Consider the following 17,472-nt stretch of genomic DNA (forward strand, 5'->3'; position numbering starts at 1 on the left):
ACCCTCAAATGCCACATAACTGGCGCAGCAACCGGGTGTCCAGATGCTGCTCCACCAGGTCCGCCAGACGCTCGATATCGCGCTCGCGCAGCCCGTGGTAATCCACCTCCTGCACATCCTGCAAACCGGCCCAGCGCAACAAGGCGCTGCACGCAGCAGGCGTTTCGAACAGGCCGTGCAGATAGGTGCCGAGGATCTGCCCGTCATCGCTACAGGCGCCGTCACTGCGCCCGTCATCCAGGCGTACCGCCGGCTGCTCCAGGGCCGTGCCACGGGTCACGCCCGCATGAATCTCATAACCACTGACCGGCGCGTCTTCCAGCACCAGCCGGCCGCGCACATTGCGCAATTGTTTTTCGGCTTCCAGGGTGGTGCTGAACGCCAGCAGGCCCAGCCCCTCACTGGAGCCCGCAGTGCCTTCCAGACCGAGAGGATCGTGGACCTGCTCACCCAGCATCTGCAGGCCGCCGCAGATCCCCAGGACCTTGCCGCCGTAGCGCAAGTGCCGGGCGATCGCACGGTCCCAGCCATTGGCGCGCAGGTAGGCCAAATCGCTGCGCACGCTTTTCGAGCCGGGCAGGATGATCAGGTCAGCGGCAGGGATCGCCTGCCCCGGCCCGACAAACTGCAAATCCACCTGGGGATGCAGGCGCAAAGGGTCAAAGTCGGTGTGATTGCTGATGCGCGGCAATACCGGCACCACCACTTTGAGCACCTGCGCCGCCTTGTCGATCTGGCGCTGGTCGATGCCATCCTCGGCTTCCAGGTGCAGGTCCATCACATAGGGCAGCACGCCGACCACCGGTTTGCCGGTGCGCGCTTCAAGCCAATCGAGGCCCGGTTGCAGCAGCGCGATATCGCCGCGAAAGCGGTTGATGATAAAACCCTTGATCCGCGCCTGTTCCGATGGCGATAGCAACTCCAACGTGCCGACCAGGTGGGCGAATACCCCGCCGCGATTGATATCGGCAATCAGCAGTACCGGGCAGTCCACCGCTTCGGCGAACCCCATGTTGGCGATGTCGTTGGCGCGCAGATTGATCTCGGCCGGGGAGCCCGCGCCTTCGACCATCACCACTGGGTAGGCCGCACTCAAACGCGCATGGGAAGCCAGTACCGCCTGCATGGCGATGGCCTTGTAGTCGTGATAGGCCACGGCATTCATGCTGGTCACGGCATGGCCATGGATGATGACCTGGGAGCCGGTGTCGCTGTTGGGCTTGAGCAGCACCGGGTTCATATCGGTGTGCGGCGCCAGGTTGGCGGCCTGGGCCTGCACGGCCTGGGCACGGCCGATCTCGCCACCTTCTGCCGTGACCGCACTGTTGAGCGCCATGTTCTGCGGCTTGAAGGGCACCACCGCCACGCCCTGGCGCACGACCCAGCGGCACAGTGCGGTCACCAGGGTACTTTTGCCCGCATCGGAGGTGGTGCCTTGCACCATCAGGGTGGTCATGAGGCGTGTTTCCAGGCAGTCAGGGCTTGTTCAAGGCGCAGCCAATCGGCGTCGGTCCCGGGCAGGCCAAAACGCAGGCTGCTGTCGTGGACAAACAGGCGCAGCAAGATGCCGCGCTGGGCCATGAACTCATGCAACTGCTCGGCACGATCGGCAATCAGCCACTGGAACAGCGCACAACCGCCTTGCGGGCGCAGGCCATACTGGTCCAGCAGATTGAACAGACGCTGGCTGGCTTCCTCGCAGCGCTGGCGCTGCTGGGTGTGGCCGACGCTGTCACGCAGGCAGACCTGGCCCAACTCCCGGGTCGGCCCGCTCACCGCCCACGGCCCGACCTGTTCGGCCAGCAGCTTGAGCAGCTTGCGCTCGGTCAGGACAAAGCCCAGGCGCACCCCGGCCAGGCCGAAAAACTTGCCGAAGGAGCGCAACACAATCAACCCTACTTGGTTAGCCTGGCTTGCCAGGCTCAAGTGCGGGGTGTTGTCCATAAAGGCTTCATCCACCACCAGCCAGCCACCGCGCTGGGCCAGCCGCGCATGCCAATCCAGCAGGCGCTGGGGGGTAAGGCTCAGGCCGGTTGGGTTATTGGGATTGACCACCACCAACACGTCGAGGCTGTCGAGGAAGAAGTCGACTTCCTGCTCCAGCACCTCACGCACGATGTAACCGGCGCGGCGCCAGGCTTCGGCATGCTCGGCATAGCACGGCGACAATACGCCGACCTTGCCCGCTCGGCGCAGGCGCGGCAGCAGTTGGATCGCCGCCTGGGAGCCCGCCACCGGCAACACCTGGGCGGCGCCGTAGTAGTCGCAGGCGGCCTGTTCCAGGCCGTCATCTGTCTCTGGCAAGCGCGCCCAGGCCCGTAACGGGATGGGTGGGATTGGCCAGGGCCAGGGCGCGAGGCCACTGGAAAGGTCCAACCAGTCTTCCTGGGCGATGCCGTACTGCATCGCGGCTTTGCGCAGCCGGCCACCATGTTCAAGCATAGAATTGTGCCCCCGCGCACAGGATCAACACCCACAACCACACGCCGCGCTGCACCAGTTGCCAGCCACGCTCAATGGAATCGCCATCGGCTGGAGGCCCTTCACCCAGGACTGGACGTTGGTGCAACTCGCCGTGATAAATCGCCGCACCGCCCAACTCGACGCCCAGGGCGCCCGCACCGGCGGCCATCACCGGGCCGGCATTCGGGCTGTCCCAGGTCGGGCCCTGGCGGCGCCAGCATGTGAGCGCCAGGCGCGTCTTGCCGAGCACAGCGTAGGTCAACGCGACCAGGCGCGCGGGAATGTAATTGAGCAGATCGTCAATTTTTGCCGCCGCCCAGCCGAAGCGTTCAAAGCGTTCGTTGCGATAGCCCCACATGGCATCCAGGGTATTACTCAGGCGGTACAACACCACGCCCGGCACGCCGGCCACGACAAACCAGAACAGCGCGGCGAACACCGCGTCGCTGCCGTTTTCCAGCACCGACTCGGTGGCCGCACGCGCCACTTCAGTGCTGTCCAGTTCGCTGGTCTGACGACTGACCAGGTAACTGACGCGCGTACGCGCCTCGTCCAGGTCCCCACTGCGCAGGGCCTGGGCCACCGGCAACACGTGCTCCCCCAGGCTGCGCATGCCCAGGGCCAGGTACAACGCGAGGATCTCGATCACCCAGCCGAAGTAAGGCGCCCAGGACAATGCCGTGGCCAGCAAGGTCAGCGGTATCACAGTGATAAACCACGCGGTCACGCCGTGGCTGCGCCAGCCGCGACCTGCGGAGTTGAAACGCTGCTCGATGCGCCCGGCAAAATTGCCGAACGCCACCAGCGGATGCCAGCGCCTGGGCTCGCCCAGCAGCGCATCCAGCGCCACTGCCGCGACACTCAGCAAGGCCACACTCATTGACTCACTCCCCAATAATTCTCATACAGCATGTCACTCAACGGACGCGGTTCGGTCCAGCCTTCGAGTTGCAACATCGGTGCCGGGTAGAACTCCGTCACCGGGCCCAGACACAGCACGGCCAGCGGCTTGGCGCCAGGCGGCAGGCCGAGCAGGTCGGCCAGGTCCCGGGGTTCGAACAACGACACCCAGCCCATGCCCAGGCCTTCGGCGCGGGAGGCTAGCCATAGATTCTGGATCGCGCAGGACAGCGAGGCCAGGTCCATTTCCGGCAACGTGCGCCGGCCGAAGATATGCCGCTCGCGATCATCCATCAACGCTGCCACCAACACTTCGGCGCAGTCGTTGATGCCTTCGACCTTGAGCTTCATAAAGTCGTCCGAACGCTCGCCCAAGGCGGCCGCGGTGCGGATGCGCTCGGCTTCCACCAACTGCTGGATCTGCCCACGCAGGCTCCGGTCGCTGATGCGGATAAAGCGCCAAGGCTGCATCAGGCCGACACTGGGGGCCTGGTGCGCGGCGTGCAGCAGGCGCTGGAGCAGTTCGGGGGCCACGGTGCCGCCGCTGAAGTGGCGCATGTCGCGGCGTTCGGCGATGGCGCGGTAGATGGCCTGGCGCTCGGCTGCGGGGAAGGCGTTGTCGGTCATGGCCCTATCGCGGGCAAGCCCGCGCCTACAGTTGCAATGCAATCCCCTGTGGGAGCTGGCTTGCCGGCGATAGCGGCGTCCCGCTCGGGCGCAAACAGCGCAGCCATCGCAGCCGGGTTCGAGGGGAAATAAAAGTGCACATAGGAGGCCGTCATCCGCCCCTGGCGATACACCGCCTCGGCACCGCGCCCGCCATTGGGGCTCAGGCCACGGGCAATCGGCTGCCATTGCGTGCTGGTCAGGGAGTGATGATAGGTATGGCCGCGCAGCACGCCTTCCGGCAATTCCACCGTTTGCAGGGCCAGGGCCGCCAGGCGTTTCTGCATGACCGCATCGCCTTGCAACAGCCCCAGCAGTTCGGCGCGAGTGCCCTCGACATCGGTCAATGAGTCGAGCAAATAGAGCATGCCGCCACATTCGGCCAACAACGGCTTACCGGCAGCGTGATGGCCACGGATCGCCTGCAGCATCGCGGTGTTTTGCGACAACGCCTGATGATGCAGCTCGGGGTAACCACCGGGCAGATAGAGGCTATCGGCATCGGGCAACAGTTGGTCATGGATCGGCGAGAAGAAGCGCAACTCGGCGCCCATCGCCCGCAGCAAGTCGAGGCTCGCGCCATAGGTGAACGCGAAGGCTTCATCACGGGCCACGGCAATCCGCACCCCGGCCAGCAGTGGCTCGGCCTCGATCAGCTCGGGTGCGGCGAACTCCACCGGCGGTGGCAGCGCTACCTCGCAACTGCCAGCCAGGGCTTCGGCGGCCGCATCCAGACGCAGGTCCAGGTCGTTCAACTCGCTGGCCTGCACCAGGCCCAGGTGGCGGCTGGGCAACTCGATCCCGGTTTCCCGGGACAGTGCACCGTACCAACGCAGGCCTTCGGTCAGGCTGCCTTCAAGCAATTGCGCATGGCGCACGGTCCCGACGCGGTTGGCCAAGACCCCGGCGAACGGCAGGTCCGCCTGGTAACGCGCCAGCCCCAGCGCCAGGGCGCCAAAGGTCTGGGCCATGGCGGTGCCATCGATCACCGCCAGCACTGGCACACCAAAGTGGCGCGCCAGGTCGGCGCTGGAGGGGGTGCCGTCAAACAGCCCCATCACGCCCTCGATCAGGATCAGGTCCGCCTCCCCCGCGGCTTCCCACAACAAACGGCGACTTTCCTGCTCGCCCACCATCCACATGTCCAATTGATAGACCGGCGCGCCACTGGCGCGCTCATGGATCATCGGGTCGAGAAAGTCCGGGCCGCATTTGAATACCCGGACCTTGCGCCCCAGGTTGCGGTGCAACCGGGCCAGGGCGGCGGTGACAGTGGTTTTGCCCTGGCCTGACGCCGGTGCGGCGATCAGTACGGCTGGGCAATGGCGCGGCTGATTCAAAGTTCGATGCCTTTCTGTGCCTTGATACCGGCCTGGAACGCGTGCTTGAGCATGCCCATTTCGGTCACGGTGTCGGCCATTTCAATCAGTTCTGGCTTGGCGCCACGACCGGTGACCAGCACGTGCTGCATCGGTGGGCGGGCTTGCAGGTCGCTCAACACCTGGTCCAGGTCGAGGTAGCCGTGCTTGAGCGCGATGTTCAGCTCATCCAGCACCACCAGGCCGATGGACGGGTCCTGCAACATTTCCCGGGAGACTTGCCAGGCCGCTTCGGCGGCGGCGATATCGCGCTGGCGGTCCTGGGTTTCCCAGGTGAAGCCCTCGCCCATCACATGAAACCGCACCTGCTCGGGGAAACGGCGGAAGAACAGTTCTTCACCGGTGCTGTTACGGCCCTTGATGAACTGCACTACGCCGCATTGCATGCCGTGCCCCATGGCGCGGGCCAGCATGCCAAACGCCGAACTGCTCTTGCCTTTGCCATTGCCGGTCAATACCAGCAGCAAACCGCATTCATTCGGTGAATTGGCAATGCGCTCATCAATCACCGCTTTTTTGCGCAGCATGCGCGCCAGGTGGCGTTCGTCACGATCAGGGGAATCAGTCATGGCAGCTCTCCGTTGGGGCTGGACAAAAACGGCGGGCAGGAAAAGACAATTTCTATGAAGCCAAGCATCGCCCACCGTGATGCTGTTGGATGAATCAGGCCGGTCTCCGGGCTCATGAGTGGCGCCCTGTTGACCAGGGCGGGCCGACGATGCGCCTTCCCATATCGCACGCGATACAGTGGCAAAAGCAGCGTCTTGACTCATTTACCGTTGCGGGGGCAGCGCCGGGATCGTGGCCGCACTGTAGAAAAGTGCGCGCCCTCACCGGCTTCCCTGTTTCACTCGATCGACGCGTACGCCACAGAGCACCTGAAACAAGCGGCGAAGGTTAGTGGGTTGGGGGTACAGCGTCAATTAAAGCCGGCCACGCACTTGAACCATCGCCACGGGCCGTACCTCTATGACTACAGGCATTGAGGAGAAAAACATGCACAAGACCCGAATCGCCGTACTGATCATGGCCGCAGGCGCACTCGCCGCCTGCGGGGAAAGCTCAACGTTGCAGGTGTCCGACGGCACCGGGCCTTCGCCCAAGCTGCCGGAACCGAACAAAACCCTGATCCCCACTGTCAACATCGCCCCGGCCGTTGGCTGGCCCGATGGCGCCAAGCCCCAGGCCGCCGCCGGTACCCAGGTCGGCGCCTTCGCCGAAGGCCTGGACCACCCGCGCTGGCTGTATGTATTGCCCAATGGCGATGTGCTGGTGGCCGAGACCAACGCGCCGCCCAAGCCGGATGACTCCAAGGGCATTCGCGGCTGGGTCATGGAAAAGGTCATGGGCCGCGCCGGCGCGGGTGTGCCCAGCCCTAACCGCATCACCCTGCTGCGCGATGCCGACCATGATGGCGTGGCAGAAACCCGCACGGTCTTCCTGGAAAACCTCAACTCGCCCTTTGGCATGACCCTGGTGGGCAACGATCTGTATGTGGCTGATTCGGACAAGCTGCTGCGCTTCCCTTATCAACCGGGGGAAACCGCGATCAAGGCGCCAGGCACCAAGGTCATCGACCTGCCGGGCGGCCCGCTGAACCACCACTGGACGAAAAACGTGGTGGCCAGCAAGGATGGCAGCAAGTTGTATGTGAGCGTCGGCTCTAACAGCAACGTCGGCGAAAACGGCCTGGAACCCGAACAGGGCCGCGCTGCGATCTGGGAAGTCGATCGGGCCAGCGGCAAACAGCGGATTTTTGCCTCCGGTCTGCGTAACCCCAACGGCATGGCCTGGGAGCCGCAAAGCGGCAAGCTGTGGACGGCGGTCAACGAGCGCGATGAAATCGGCAGCGACCTGGTGCCGGACTACATCACCTCGGTCAAGGATGGCGGCTTCTATGGCTGGCCGTTCAGTTACTACGGCCAACATGTGGATGTACGGGTCACGCCGCAGGACCCGGACCTGGTGGCCAAGGCCATCGCGCCGGACTACGCCGTCGGGCCACACACCGCGTCCCTGGGACTGACCTTCGCAGAAGGCAACACGCTACCGGCACAATTTAGCCATGGCGCGTTTATCGGCCAGCATGGCTCGTGGAATCGCAAGCCGCACAGTGGCTACAAGGTGATCTTTGTGCCGTTCGAAGGCGGCAAGCCGAAGGGGCAACCGGTGGATGTGCTGACCGGGTTTCTCAACAGTGATGAGAAAGCCATGGGGCGGCCGGTGGGGGTGGTGATCGACCAGCAAGGCGGGCTGTTGGTGGCGGATGATGTGGGGAATAAGGTGTGGCGGGTGTCGGCTGTTAAATAAATAATTTGCCGCCCCAAAAAACAACTGTGGGAGCGGGCTTGCCCGCGATGGCGGTGGATCAGCCAGGAATCTATCCACTGATACACCGCCATCGCGGGCAAGCCCGCTCCCACATTTTTGATCGGTGCAGGTCTTAAGGGTTACGCGCCAGGTGCTCGGCCGGCAACACGCGCTTGGCGCTCAGGTAGGCATTCTGCCAATAGGCCTTGGACAAGGTATCAAGCTTCACCGTACCGCCAGTTTGTGGCGCATGGACGAAGCGCCCTTCCCCTACATAGATGCCGGCATGGCTGACCTGCGAACCACCGCCCGTGGCAAAAAACAGCAGGTCGCCGGTTTGCAGCGCATCTTCACGCACGTCCTGGGCACGCATCACGATCAACTCGCGAGTGGTGCGCGGCAGCGAGATGCCAGCAGCATCGCGGTAGACAAAACCAATCAGGCCGCTGCAATCAAACCCCGAGTCCGGCGTGTTGCCGCCCCAGCGATAAGGCGTGCCGACCAAGCCCAAGGCGCGAAACAGCACATCTTCGGCAACCGGCGAAAAGTTCTGGGTGGTGTAGTTGAATACCGGCTTGGGCTTGACGGCCACAGGCGCAGGTGGAGGACGGCTGGCGCAGGCACTGAGCAGCGCGGCGCAGACAAGAAGAATTAGGCGGGCCGAGGTCGACATGGGCAGAACAATCCTGATCTGGATGCGGCTTTCGCTGCCGAACGCTGAAAACTAGACCGCGCAAGCAAGCTTGCGCGGTCAGGTTCGCAACAATATCTCAGGATTCTAGCGGTTACGCGTCAAACTTCAAGTATCACTTTAAGTTTACTTGCGAGCGGTAACGGTAGTCGGGGCCATCGCCAGTGCGCGCTTGGCTTCGATGAAGGTTTTGCTCCAGTAGCTGTCGCCCAGCTTATCGACCCGCACCCCACCGCTGCGGCGGCTGCTGGAGTGGATGAACTGGTCATCACCCAGGTAGATACCGGCGTGGCTGACACGACCACGGCCATTGGTACTGAAGAAAAGCAGATCGCCAGGCTTGAGGTTGTTCCGTGCGACCAACGGTGCATCCACGTTGATCATTTCGCGGGTGGAGCGCGGCAGGTTCATGCCAGCTTCTTCACGAAACAGATAACCGATAAAACCGCTGCAGTCGAAACCGGCTTCGGAAGTACCGCCGAAACGGTAGCGGGTACCGATCAGGGACATGCCGCGTTCGAGGATGCTGTCGGCCAGCAGTGGCAACTGATAAGGCTTGCTGTCGGCGAACTGGGCCAGTTCTTTTTCGGTCGCCACCTCTTCTTCATAAACAGAAGAAGACTGTGTTGCGACGAATTTGGCTTGATGTTGTTGCTGTGGCTTTTGCTGCTCGACCACCTGCTGGGGGTGGGTGGCGCAACCAAACAACAGGGTAACGAGTGCGAGAGGCACGAGGGGTGCGAAGCGATTTAGCATGGGCACGACCGTGGCTGATATGTAAAGAAGTCGAGACTATGCCTTCTATGACATCGATTTGCAAATTCAATCGTGATCTATGTGACTTCTTGTTTGACCTATGTCATCTAAGCCCTTAAACCCCATTTAGAGCCTTTTGCGTGGCCAGAGCGGCCCAAACGCAGGTTTTCTGGCGCCTGGATTTTGCCAGAAGCCCCGGTTTCAAAGGGCTGACTACCAGCCGAGGGTCTCTTTGAGAAAGGGAATGGTGAGCTTGCGCTGGGCCTGCAGGGAGGCCTGGTCGAGCTGTTCGAGCAGGTCGAACAACGCGCTCATGCTGCGGGTGCCACGGGTAAGGATGAAATGCCCGACTTCATCGGTCAGGTGCAGGCCACGGCGCGATGCGCGTAGTTGCAAGGCACGCAGCTTGTCTTCATCGGACAACGGACGCATCTGGAAGATCAGCGCCAGGGTCAGCCGCGACTTCAGGTCCGCCAGCTTGACCGGCAGTTCCCGAGGCGAGGTTGACGCGGCAATCAACAGCCGCCGACCGCTGTCGCGCAGGCGGTTGAACAGATGGAACAGCGCCTCTTCCCAGTCCGCCCTGCCAGCGACCGCTTGCAGGTCATCCAGGCACACCAGTTCGTATTGCTCGAGGTTGTCGAGGATGCCGATGCCACGGTCCAGCAGTTCGGCCAACGGCAGGTACACCGCCGGTTCACCCAACTGCTCAAAGCGCAGGCAGGCTGCCTGCAACAGGTGGGTACGCCCCACGCCGTCCTTGCCCCAGAGGTAGATCAGGCTTTCCGTCCACCCGGCGTCGGCTTCGCAGAGCCGCTCGACATAGCCGAGTGCAGCGGCATTGGCGCCTGGGTAGTAATTGATGAAGGTAGCGTCGTCACGCAGACGCACACCTAGGGGCAGCTGAATCGGTTTCATGCTGACTGAACGGCTCCAATCGAACCGTTAGTGGCCTCTGTGAAAAGTTTGCAAAGTTTATACCCGTGACGCCGGGCGCACAATGCAACAGACCACAAGCAAAATCAAAGGTTTGCGTTAACTCATTGGATTTTTTGGAGATTGTTTGACGCGATGGCTAAATGCCAAGCCCTGAAGACAACAAACCCGGCCTTGCGCCGGGTTTGTGATCAGCCTTACAACTGAGGGTCATCCGCGCCCGTGTACACGTCCGAATCCTTGTACACATCATGCACATGGCGCACCAGCACCATGATCACCGCCGCCACCGGCAGCGCCAGCAGGATGCCGGTAAAGCCGAACAGCTCGCCGCCCGCCAGGATCGCAAAGATCACGGCCACCGGGTGCAGGCCGATACGGTCGCCCACCAGCAACGGTGTCAACACCATGCCTTCCAGCGCCTGACCGACCATGAACACCGCGACAATCCCCAGCATCGGGTACAAGTCGCCGCCAAACTGGAACAGGCCGGCCACCAGCGCCGCGCCAATCCCGATGACAAAGCCCATGTACGGCACAATCGCCGCCAGGCCGGCAATCATGCCGATCAACAGGCCGAGTTCCAGGCCAATCGCCATTAGGCCGCCAGCATAGATAATCCCCAACGCCACCATCACCAACAACTGCCCACGAACGAAGGCACCCAGCACCTCGTGGCACTCCCCGGCCAGGGACACGATGCGCTCCTCACGATCACGGGGCAGCAGGCTGCGGATCTTGGCCATCATGATGTCCCAGTCGCGCAGCAGGTAGAACGCCACCACCGGGATCAACACCAGGTTGGTCAGCCAGCCGATCAAGGCCAGGCTGGAGGCCGTGGCCTGGCTGAGGATGACCCCGACGATATCGGTGGTCTGGCCCATGTGCTCGCTGATCGCGGCCTTGACCTTGTCGAACTTCCAGAAGCCATCGGCCAGGCCAAGCTTGGACTGCGCCCAGGGCATGGCTGTGTGTTGCAGCCAGTCGAGCATCTGCGGTGCCAGCTCATACAGGCGGACCAGTTGCTTGGCCAGCATCGGCACCAGCACCAGCAACAGCGCCATGACGATCAGGGTAAACAGCGCAAATACCGCCACCACCCCCCAGGTTCGCGACAAGCCGGCCTTTTCCAGGCGATCCACCACCGGATCGAACAGATAGGCCAACAGCAACGCGACCAGGAACGGCGTCAGGATCGAATGCAGCAAGAACACAAAGACGCACAGCAGGACAATCCCGCCAAGCCACACCCAACGACGCGTATCCGCCATAAACCACTCCATCTGTCATTTGCTTCTATATAAGGAAGAACATTTACCAACGAAAACGCAGTTGCGGCTCAGGCTCGGCTGGCGGCAGCGGCGCAGGTGCAGCCCCCTCGGCCACGGGCGGCTGTACAGGCTGCGGCGCAAGTGCCTCACCGGCGGGCACTTCCTGCAACTTGGCCAGGCTCAACTGGCTGCGCAGTTGCTCGCTGCTGCCATTGACCCGATAGACGATCCGATCGCCATCCACCCGCTGCAACTGCGCGCCAAAAGGCTCAAGCAGATGACCGAGGGCGGCGTAGCGTTCCAGGGTCATGCCTTGCACTTGCAGCAACTGCTCGCTGGACACCCCGGCTTTTACCGCAAAACGGGGAGCAAGACGCTCACTGACCGCCAGCAACACGGCATCAGCCAAGGCAGCCGTGTCGGCGCCCTGTACGCTGCCCTGCTCGGCTTTGTCACCCAGCCACAGGCGCCATTTGGCTTGCCATTGGCCCGCCTCTTCACGGGCGTGCACCGCCAGCAGGGCATCGGCGCCATAACGTTCGGAGGCCGAACGCAGGGGCGCGGGATCTGCACTTTCAAGATTAGGCGCGGTGGCAACGATCTGTTCATCGAGATCACCCAGTGGCAGGCGCAACGGCAAGCCGCGATGCTGGGCTGCACGACGCAGTGGCTCGGCCGCCGACTGGCCATCCCCCACCAGGCTGCTGCCTTCAGTGGAATCGTTCAGCCACCAGCCAAGGATCGACGGCCGATTGTTGCCCCACAACGCCAGGCCGGCATCGCGCAGGGCGCGGTCGGTGCTGACCGGGTCGAAATCCACTTGCAGGCTTTCCGGGGGGCCCGCGTCGTAGCCGTACTGGCTGATGATCTGTTGCGGATCCTTGCGGATCGCTGCCAGGCCGGGGCCCTCGGCCGCCTTGGCGTCGCCGGTCAGGCGGATCACCAGGGTTTGCAGGGCTCGCTGGGTGGCTTGTTCACGCTCTTGCGGCGCCTGGCTGCTGACAGGCTCCAGCACTTGATAGAGGCCATTGAGGGTTTCGGCATGACTCGCCAGGCTGACCAACGACAAACAGCCGACAAAAAAGTATCTACTCAGACCCATGAAAAAAGATTCCCGAACGACAAAAAAGCGGCTGGAACAGACCGCGTGAAGAAGGTTAAGCAAGGCTGTGACCACAGCGACCGGCAAAACATTCACAAGGCCCCGGTAAGTTTTCGTACTGTCATAACGATAGCGGGTTAAAGGCTATACCTTAATACAGGCGATCGCGGCGCCGATTAAGGTTTTTTTAGCACCATATGCCTCTGCCCGTCGGCCCGAGGATGGCCGCTGCCCCTCAAGCCTGATAAAATCGCGCGCCTTCGCAGACCGTCAACGGCTGGGCGTCCTGAAGTGTTCAACTTCCGTACCCCCACCGCATCGGTCGTTACCCCTGAATCCCCCCCTAAAGGCCTGGATCATGAGCAAGCAACCCTCCCTGAGCTACAAGGACGCCGGTGTAGACATCGACGCCGGTGAAGCATTGGTCGAACGCATCAAGAGCGTCGCCAAGCGCACTGCGCGCCCCGAAGTCATGGGCGGCCTGGGCGGTTTCGGCGCCCTCTGCGAGATCCCGGCCGGCTACAAGCAGCCTGTGCTGGTCTCCGGCACCGACGGCGTGGGCACCAAGCTGCGCCTGGCGCTGAACCTGAACAAGCACGACACCATCGGCATCGACCTGGTAGCCATGTGCGTCAACGACCTGGTGGTATGTGGCGCCGAGCCGCTGTTCTTCCTCGACTACTACGCCACCGGCAAGCTGAACGTGGAGACCGCTGCACAAGTGGTCACCGGTATCGGCGCTGGCTGTGAGCTGTCGGGTTGCTCCCTGGTCGGCGGCGAAACCGCTGAAATGCCGGGCATGTACGAAGGCGAAGACTACGACCTGGCCGGCTTCTGCGTCGGCGTTGTAGAAAAAGCCGAGATCATCGACGGTTCCAAGGTGGCCGCTGGCGACGCCCTGCTGGCCCTGCCATCGTCCGGCCCGCACTCCAACGGCTACTCGCTGATCCGCAAGATCATCGAAGTGTCCGGCGCCGACATCGAAAACACCCAGCTCGACGGCAAGCCCTTGACCGACCTGCTGATGGCCCCGACCCGCATCTACGTCAAGCCATTGCTCAAGCTGATCAAGGACACTGGCGCCGTCAAGGCCATGGCCCACATCACCGGTGGCGGCCTGCTGGACAACATCCCGCGCGTGCTGCCAAAAGGCGCCCAGGCCATCGTCGACGTGGCCAGTTGGCAGCGCCCGGCGGTCTTCGACTGGCTGCAAGAGCAAGGCAACGTCAATGAAACCGAGATGCACCGCGTGCTGAACTGCGGCGTGGGCATGGTCATCTGCGTGGCTCAAGAACACGTGGAAACTGCGCTGAACGTACTGCGTGAAGCCGGCGAGCAGCCATGGGTGATCGGCCAGATCGCCACCGCTGCCGAAGGTGCTGCCCAGGTTGAACTGAAGAACCTCAAGGCTCACTGATGCCAGCAACCTGTGATGTCGTGGTGCTGCTTTCCGGCACCGGCAGTAACTTGCAGGCCCTGATCGATAGCACGCGCGCCGGCGACAGCCCGGTGCGCATCGCTGCGGTGATTTCCAACCGCAGCGACGCCTACGGCCTGCAACGCGCCCAGGACGCGGGTATCGATACCCGCTCCCTGGATCACAAGGCGTTCGACGGTCGCGAGGCCTTCGATGCAGCCTTGATCGAACTGATCGACGCCTTCAATCCCAAGCTCGTGGTCCTCGCCGGTTTCATGCGCATTCTCAGCGCTGACTTCGTGCGCCACTACCAGGGGCGCCTGCTGAATATCCACCCTTCCCTGCTGCCCAAATACAAAGGGTTACATACCCACCAACGGGCCCTTGAGGCCGGAGATACAGAGCACGGCTGCAGCGTGCACTTTGTCACCGAGGAACTCGATGGCGGGCCTCTGGTCGTACAGGCAGTAGTTCCGGTAGAGTCTGCGGACTCGGCGCAGAGCCTTGCGCAACGGGTTCACACCCAGGAACACAGGATTTACCCGCTGGCGGTTCGCTGGTTTGCCGAAGGACGCTTGGTGCTCGGTGAACAAGGCGCGTTGTTGGACGGCCAGTTACTTGCGGCCAGCGGCCACTTGATTCGTACCTAGGAGATTTTATGCGTCGTGCCCTGCTCTTCGCTTTTGCTCTGCTTGCCCTGCCTACCGTGCACGCGGCAGATCTACAGCCTTTCTCCGCCAGCTACACCGCCGACTGGAAGCAGTTGCCCATGAGTGGCCAGGCCTCCCGCAGCCTGGAAAGCACCGGTAACGGCGTCTGGAAGCTCAGCTTCAAGGCCTCGATGATGATCGCCAGCCTGACGGAAGAAAGCACCCTGACCCTGGACAAGGACACCCTGCTGCCCCAGTCCTACCACTTTGAACGTGGTGGCCTGGGCAAAGCCAAGAAGGCCGACCTGGACTTCGACTGGACCGCCAAGATGGTCACCGGTACCGATCGCGGCGACGCGGTCAAGATCCCACTGAACCGCGGTATGGTCGATAAATCCACCTACCAGTTGGCCCTGCAGCATGACGTAGCGGCCGGCAAGAAAACCATGAGTTACCAGGTAGTGGATGACGGCGAAGTCGAGACCTATGACTTCCGCGTACTGGGCACCGAGAAAGTCGACACCAAGGCCGGCAAGATCGACGCCATCAAGGTTGAGCGCGTGCGCGACCCGACGCAAAGCAAGCGCACCACGGTGATGTGGTTTGCCAAGGATTGGGACTACCTGCTGGTTCGCCTGCAACAAGTCGAAACCGACGGTAAGGAATACAACATCATGCTGTTGGACGGCACGGTCAATGGCAAGGCTGTGAAAGGCAGCTGATCGTTGATTGATTGAAAGAGCCTCGCTAACTGCGGGGCTTTTTTTCGCCTGCATTTTTTCATGGGTGGCTGATACCGCTATCGCCGGCAAGCCGGCTCCTACAGGTCTAAACAGCCTAACCAACATGAAACTTTTGTCATAAACCGCCCCCTCCTGCGACGCAATGTCGCGGTTTACGGGACCTGGAGCATTGTTGCGGCTACTGCAATGAATTGTTGCACGCAAAGTCAGTTTACTTAGCAAGCTAACAAAATATATAACAAAGGCCTGCGACGCCTTGCCGCAGATCAACCAGAGACTGGAGCAAGCAGATGACAGTAAAAGTAACTGAACGCGACGATGCCCATATGTCCCACGAGGCCCTGGCCCACGGCATTCATATCTGGGATGTGCATCAACAAGACCTGCTGGTAGGCATGTTTCACAACGAGTGCGACGCCCACAATTATAAAAACGAGCTCGAAACCCTCGAAATGAAACGCCAGGCATCCAGTTCCTGACTCACTGGAGTGCTATGGGCCGCTCCGTGGCTATGACCCCGGAGGTGGAAGTGATTGTGGCGAGCGGGCTTGTTGTGGCGAGCGGGCTTGCCCCGCGCTGGACTGCGAAGCAGGCCCAATAAGGCCGGCCGCGATCTTTAAGATACAACGGTGGGCTTGGGTTTTGGGGCCGCTTCGCAGCCCAGCGCGGGGCAAGCCCGCTCGCCACAACAAGCCCGCCTGCCACAACAGCCCCGCTTACAACCGCAAGGTTGTTACCACATCAGATCATCAGGGATCTGGTACGCGGCGTATGGATCATCCTCATCCGGCACCTGGGTCTCGGTGAGGATGTTGAGCTGGACGATGCGCTCAGGCGCGCGCTCCTGGATTTTCAGGGCGGCCTCCCGTGGAATCACTTCGTAACTACCGCCATGGTGGACAATCGCCAACGAGCCGTTGCTCAGCTTGTTGCGCATCAAGGTATTGACCGACAGGCGCTTGACCTTCTTGTCGTCAACAAAGTTGTAGTAGTCCTCGGTGGTCAGCTTGGGCAGGCGCGAGGTCTCGATCAATTGCTTGACCTGCGCGGCACGGGCCTTGGCCTCGACCTTTTCCTGCTGCTGACGGTTGAGCTCCTGGTCGCGCTTGACCTTCTCGGCCTGCGCTTCCAGGGCCAGGCGCTGCTGGGTGTCATCGGCCTGGGCCTGGCCTTTGTGAACCAGGCGCTGCTGCTTCTGCTTGTCTTTGCCGACCTGCTTGGCCTGCTTCTGATTGACCAGGCCTGCTTTGAGCAACTGGTCGCGAAGGGAAATGCTCATGGTGCTTACTCACTTAGGCAACTGCTCAACCGCAGTTGGACACATTCTTTTCCTGGCGTTTGGCTTCACCCCACAGGGCGTCCAACTCTTCGAGGGTGCAATCTTCCATGGGACGGTGGGTGTCGCGCAATGCCTGTTCGATAAATCGGAATCGCCTTTCGAATTTGGCATTGGCACCGCGCAGGGCGGTTTCCGGGTCCACCTTGAGGTGCCGGGCCAGGTTGACCGCCGCAAACAGCAGGTCACCGACTTCATCGGCAATCGCTGCCGGGTCGTTGTCGGCCATGGCTTCGAGCACCTCATCGAGCTCTTCACGCACGTTATCCACCACCGGTAACGCCGCTGGCCAGTCAAAGCCTACCTGGCTCGCGCGTTTTTGCAATTTGGCCGCGCGGGACAGGGACGGCAAAGCGCTGGGTACATCATCGAGCAGGGACAGTTGCTGCGGGGCCTGGGATTTTTCTGCGCGCTCCTCGGCCTTGATTTGCTCCCAGCGCTCCTTGACCTGCTCTTCGCTTAACTGAGGAACATCCAGCGGCGCATACAGGTCGCCGGTGGGGAACACATGGGGATGCCGGCGAATCAGCTTGCGGGTGATGCTGTCGACCACCCCGGCGAACTCGAAGCGCCCTTCTTCCCGGGCCAATTGGCTGTAATACACCACCTGGAACAACAGGTCGCCCAACTCGCCTTGCAGATGATCAAAATCCCCGCGCTCGATGGCGTCGGCGACTTCGTAGGCTTCTTCCAGGGTATGGGGCACGATGCTGGCGTAGGTTTGCTTGATGTCCCACGGGCAACCATATTGCGGGTCACGCAGGCGGTTCATCAGGTGCAGCAGGTCTTCAAGTGAATACATCGGTCAATCTCTGTTCGGGGAGCGCTGAGGATCAAATGTGGGAGCGGGCT

General features: G+C 62.0%; 18 protein-coding genes and 1 riboswitch. Of the genes, 5 read left to right on the forward strand and 13 right to left on the reverse strand.

Annotation, left to right across the window (positions count from 1 at the left end; all coding sequences use genetic code 11):
* Window positions 1-4: 4 nt before the first annotated feature.
* From HKK57_RS02270 to cobO, 6 genes are read right to left on the reverse strand one after another with little or no spacing between them, the layout of a single operon-like run.
* Complete coding sequence (locus HKK57_RS02270; protein WP_169389716.1) at window positions 5-1,456, reverse strand: cobyric acid synthase; 1,452 nt, start codon at window positions 1,454-1,456, stop codon at window positions 5-7.
* Window positions 1,453-2,442 (reverse strand): threonine-phosphate decarboxylase CobD, encoded by a 990-nt coding sequence (gene cobD, locus HKK57_RS02275; RefSeq protein WP_169389717.1) that lies wholly within the window; start codon window positions 2,440-2,442, stop codon window positions 1,453-1,455. The genes HKK57_RS02270 and cobD overlap by 4 nt, the downstream gene beginning before the upstream one ends.
* Window positions 2,435-3,343 (reverse strand): adenosylcobinamide-phosphate synthase CbiB, encoded by a 909-nt coding sequence (cbiB, locus tag HKK57_RS02280; RefSeq protein WP_169389718.1) that lies wholly within the window; start codon window positions 3,341-3,343, stop codon window positions 2,435-2,437. The genes cobD and cbiB overlap by 8 nt, the downstream gene beginning before the upstream one ends.
* Window positions 3,340-3,990, reverse strand: coding sequence for a 5,6-dimethylbenzimidazole synthase (bluB, locus tag HKK57_RS02285; RefSeq protein ID WP_169389719.1), 651 nt, complete (start codon window positions 3,988-3,990; stop codon window positions 3,340-3,342). The genes cbiB and bluB overlap by 4 nt, the downstream gene beginning before the upstream one ends.
* Window positions 3,987-5,369: a cobyrinate a,c-diamide synthase gene (locus HKK57_RS02290; RefSeq protein ID WP_169389720.1), complete on the reverse strand. Its 1,383-nt coding sequence runs from the start codon at window positions 5,367-5,369 to the stop codon at window positions 3,987-3,989. Before HKK57_RS02290 ends, bluB begins: the two co-directional genes overlap by 4 nt.
* Window positions 5,366-5,977 carry a cob(I)yrinic acid a,c-diamide adenosyltransferase gene (cobO, locus tag HKK57_RS02295; RefSeq protein WP_029292407.1) on the reverse strand — a complete coding sequence of 204 codons (612 nt, stop codon included), beginning with the start codon at window positions 5,975-5,977 and terminating at the stop codon, window positions 5,366-5,368. The genes HKK57_RS02290 and cobO overlap by 4 nt, the downstream gene beginning before the upstream one ends.
* 80 nt (window positions 5,978-6,057) lie before the next feature.
* A riboswitch (cobalamin riboswitch) is annotated at window positions 6,058-6,305 on the reverse strand.
* 99 nt (window positions 6,306-6,404) lie between these two features.
* Here cobO and HKK57_RS02300 point away from each other — a divergent pair.
* Complete coding sequence (locus tag HKK57_RS02300) at window positions 6,405-7,718, forward strand: PQQ-dependent sugar dehydrogenase (protein WP_169389721.1); 1,314 nt, start codon at window positions 6,405-6,407, stop codon at window positions 7,716-7,718.
* Window positions 7,719-7,851: 133 nt separating this feature from the next.
* On the opposite strand, the gene HKK57_RS02305 is transcribed toward HKK57_RS02300, so the two are convergent.
* The 5 genes from HKK57_RS02305 to HKK57_RS02325 form a co-directional block, all read right to left on the reverse strand.
* Window positions 7,852-8,391 (reverse strand): C40 family peptidase, encoded by a 540-nt coding sequence (locus HKK57_RS02305; protein WP_029292405.1) that lies wholly within the window; start codon window positions 8,389-8,391, stop codon window positions 7,852-7,854.
* A 144-nt stretch (window positions 8,392-8,535) separates the two neighbouring features.
* Window positions 8,536-9,165: a C40 family peptidase gene (locus tag HKK57_RS02310; protein WP_029292404.1), complete on the reverse strand. Its 630-nt coding sequence runs from the start codon at window positions 9,163-9,165 to the stop codon at window positions 8,536-8,538.
* A 213-nt stretch (window positions 9,166-9,378) separates the two neighbouring features.
* The gene (gene hda / locus HKK57_RS02315; RefSeq protein WP_029292403.1) at window positions 9,379-10,083 is read right to left on the reverse strand and encodes a DnaA regulatory inactivator Hda; all 705 of its coding nucleotides are present in this window, start codon (window positions 10,081-10,083) and stop codon (window positions 9,379-9,381) included.
* A gap of 215 nt (window positions 10,084-10,298) precedes the next feature.
* The gene (locus HKK57_RS02320; protein WP_133714206.1) at window positions 10,299-11,372 is read right to left on the reverse strand and encodes an AI-2E family transporter; all 1,074 of its coding nucleotides are present in this window, start codon (window positions 11,370-11,372) and stop codon (window positions 10,299-10,301) included.
* Between the two features lie 43 nt (window positions 11,373-11,415).
* The gene (locus HKK57_RS02325; RefSeq protein ID WP_029292401.1) at window positions 11,416-12,474 is read right to left on the reverse strand and encodes a DUF2066 domain-containing protein; all 1,059 of its coding nucleotides are present in this window, start codon (window positions 12,472-12,474) and stop codon (window positions 11,416-11,418) included.
* 358 nt (window positions 12,475-12,832) lie between these two features.
* Between HKK57_RS02325 and purM the strand changes: the two genes are divergently transcribed.
* The 4 genes from purM (at window position 12,833) to HKK57_RS02345 (ending at window position 15,763) form a co-directional block, all read left to right on the forward strand.
* Window positions 12,833-13,891: a phosphoribosylformylglycinamidine cyclo-ligase gene (gene purM, locus HKK57_RS02330; RefSeq protein ID WP_029292400.1), complete on the forward strand. Its 1,059-nt coding sequence runs from the start codon at window positions 12,833-12,835 to the stop codon at window positions 13,889-13,891.
* Entirely contained in the window at window positions 13,891-14,541 is a 651-nt protein-coding gene (purN, locus tag HKK57_RS02335; RefSeq protein ID WP_070995892.1) for a phosphoribosylglycinamide formyltransferase, read from the forward strand. The genes purM and purN overlap by 1 nt, the downstream gene beginning before the upstream one ends.
* Before the next feature lie 8 nt (window positions 14,542-14,549).
* Window positions 14,550-15,263 carry a DUF3108 domain-containing protein gene (locus HKK57_RS02340; RefSeq protein WP_029292398.1) on the forward strand — a complete coding sequence of 238 codons (714 nt, stop codon included), beginning with the start codon at window positions 14,550-14,552 and terminating at the stop codon, window positions 15,261-15,263.
* 311 nt (window positions 15,264-15,574) lie between these two features.
* The gene (locus HKK57_RS02345) at window positions 15,575-15,763 is read left to right on the forward strand and encodes a hypothetical protein (RefSeq protein ID WP_029292397.1); all 189 of its coding nucleotides are present in this window, start codon (window positions 15,575-15,577) and stop codon (window positions 15,761-15,763) included.
* 254 nt (window positions 15,764-16,017) lie between these two features.
* Here the strand turns inward: HKK57_RS02345 and HKK57_RS02350 are convergent, their stop codons facing one another.
* Window positions 16,018-16,563, reverse strand: a complete 546-nt coding sequence (locus HKK57_RS02350) for a DUF2058 domain-containing protein (RefSeq protein WP_070995894.1) — start codon at window positions 16,561-16,563, stop codon at window positions 16,018-16,020.
* A gap of 25 nt (window positions 16,564-16,588) precedes the next feature.
* The gene (gene mazG, locus HKK57_RS02355) at window positions 16,589-17,422 is read right to left on the reverse strand and encodes a nucleoside triphosphate pyrophosphohydrolase (RefSeq protein ID WP_133714205.1); all 834 of its coding nucleotides are present in this window, start codon (window positions 17,420-17,422) and stop codon (window positions 16,589-16,591) included.
* Between the last annotated feature and the right edge of the window lie 50 nt (window positions 17,423-17,472).

It is taken from the genome of Pseudomonas sp. ADAK21, assembly GCF_012935735.1.
Taxonomy (GTDB): Bacteria; Pseudomonadota; Gammaproteobacteria; order Pseudomonadales; family Pseudomonadaceae; genus Aquipseudomonas; species Aquipseudomonas proteolytica.

Coding starts and splice junctions, on each gene's coding strand:
- HKK57_RS02300 (WP_169389721.1), top strand. CDS start 6,405: ATGCACAAGACCCGAATCGCCGTACTGATCATGGCCGCAGGCGCACTC.
- HKK57_RS02350 (WP_070995894.1), bottom strand. CDS start 16,563: ATGAGCATTTCCCTTCGCGACCAGTTGCTCAAAGCAGGCCTGGTCAAT.
- bluB (WP_169389719.1), bottom strand. CDS start 3,990: ATGACCGACAACGCCTTCCCCGCAGCCGAGCGCCAGGCCATCTACCGC.
- HKK57_RS02320 (WP_133714206.1), bottom strand. CDS start 11,372: ATGGCGGATACGCGTCGTTGGGTGTGGCTTGGCGGGATTGTCCTGCTG.
- HKK57_RS02270 (WP_169389716.1), bottom strand. CDS start 1,456: ATGACCACCCTGATGGTGCAAGGCACCACCTCCGATGCGGGCAAAAGT.
- purM (WP_029292400.1), top strand. CDS start 12,833: ATGAGCAAGCAACCCTCCCTGAGCTACAAGGACGCCGGTGTAGACATC.
- HKK57_RS02305 (WP_029292405.1), bottom strand. CDS start 8,391: ATGTCGACCTCGGCCCGCCTAATTCTTCTTGTCTGCGCCGCGCTGCTC.
- hda (WP_029292403.1), bottom strand. CDS start 10,083: ATGAAACCGATTCAGCTGCCCCTAGGTGTGCGTCTGCGTGACGACGCT.
- cbiB (WP_169389718.1), bottom strand. CDS start 3,343: ATGAGTGTGGCCTTGCTGAGTGTCGCGGCAGTGGCGCTGGATGCGCTG.
- HKK57_RS02340 (WP_029292398.1), top strand. CDS start 14,550: ATGCGTCGTGCCCTGCTCTTCGCTTTTGCTCTGCTTGCCCTGCCTACC.
- cobO (WP_029292407.1), bottom strand. CDS start 5,977: ATGACTGATTCCCCTGATCGTGACGAACGCCACCTGGCGCGCATGCTG.
- HKK57_RS02325 (WP_029292401.1), bottom strand. CDS start 12,474: ATGGGTCTGAGTAGATACTTTTTTGTCGGCTGTTTGTCGTTGGTCAGC.
- HKK57_RS02345 (WP_029292397.1), top strand. CDS start 15,575: ATGACAGTAAAAGTAACTGAACGCGACGATGCCCATATGTCCCACGAG.
- purN (WP_070995892.1), top strand. CDS start 13,891: ATGCCAGCAACCTGTGATGTCGTGGTGCTGCTTTCCGGCACCGGCAGT.
- mazG (WP_133714205.1), bottom strand. CDS start 17,422: ATGTATTCACTTGAAGACCTGCTGCACCTGATGAACCGCCTGCGTGAC.
- cobD (WP_169389717.1), bottom strand. CDS start 2,442: ATGCTTGAACATGGTGGCCGGCTGCGCAAAGCCGCGATGCAGTACGGC.
- HKK57_RS02310 (WP_029292404.1), bottom strand. CDS start 9,165: ATGCTAAATCGCTTCGCACCCCTCGTGCCTCTCGCACTCGTTACCCTG.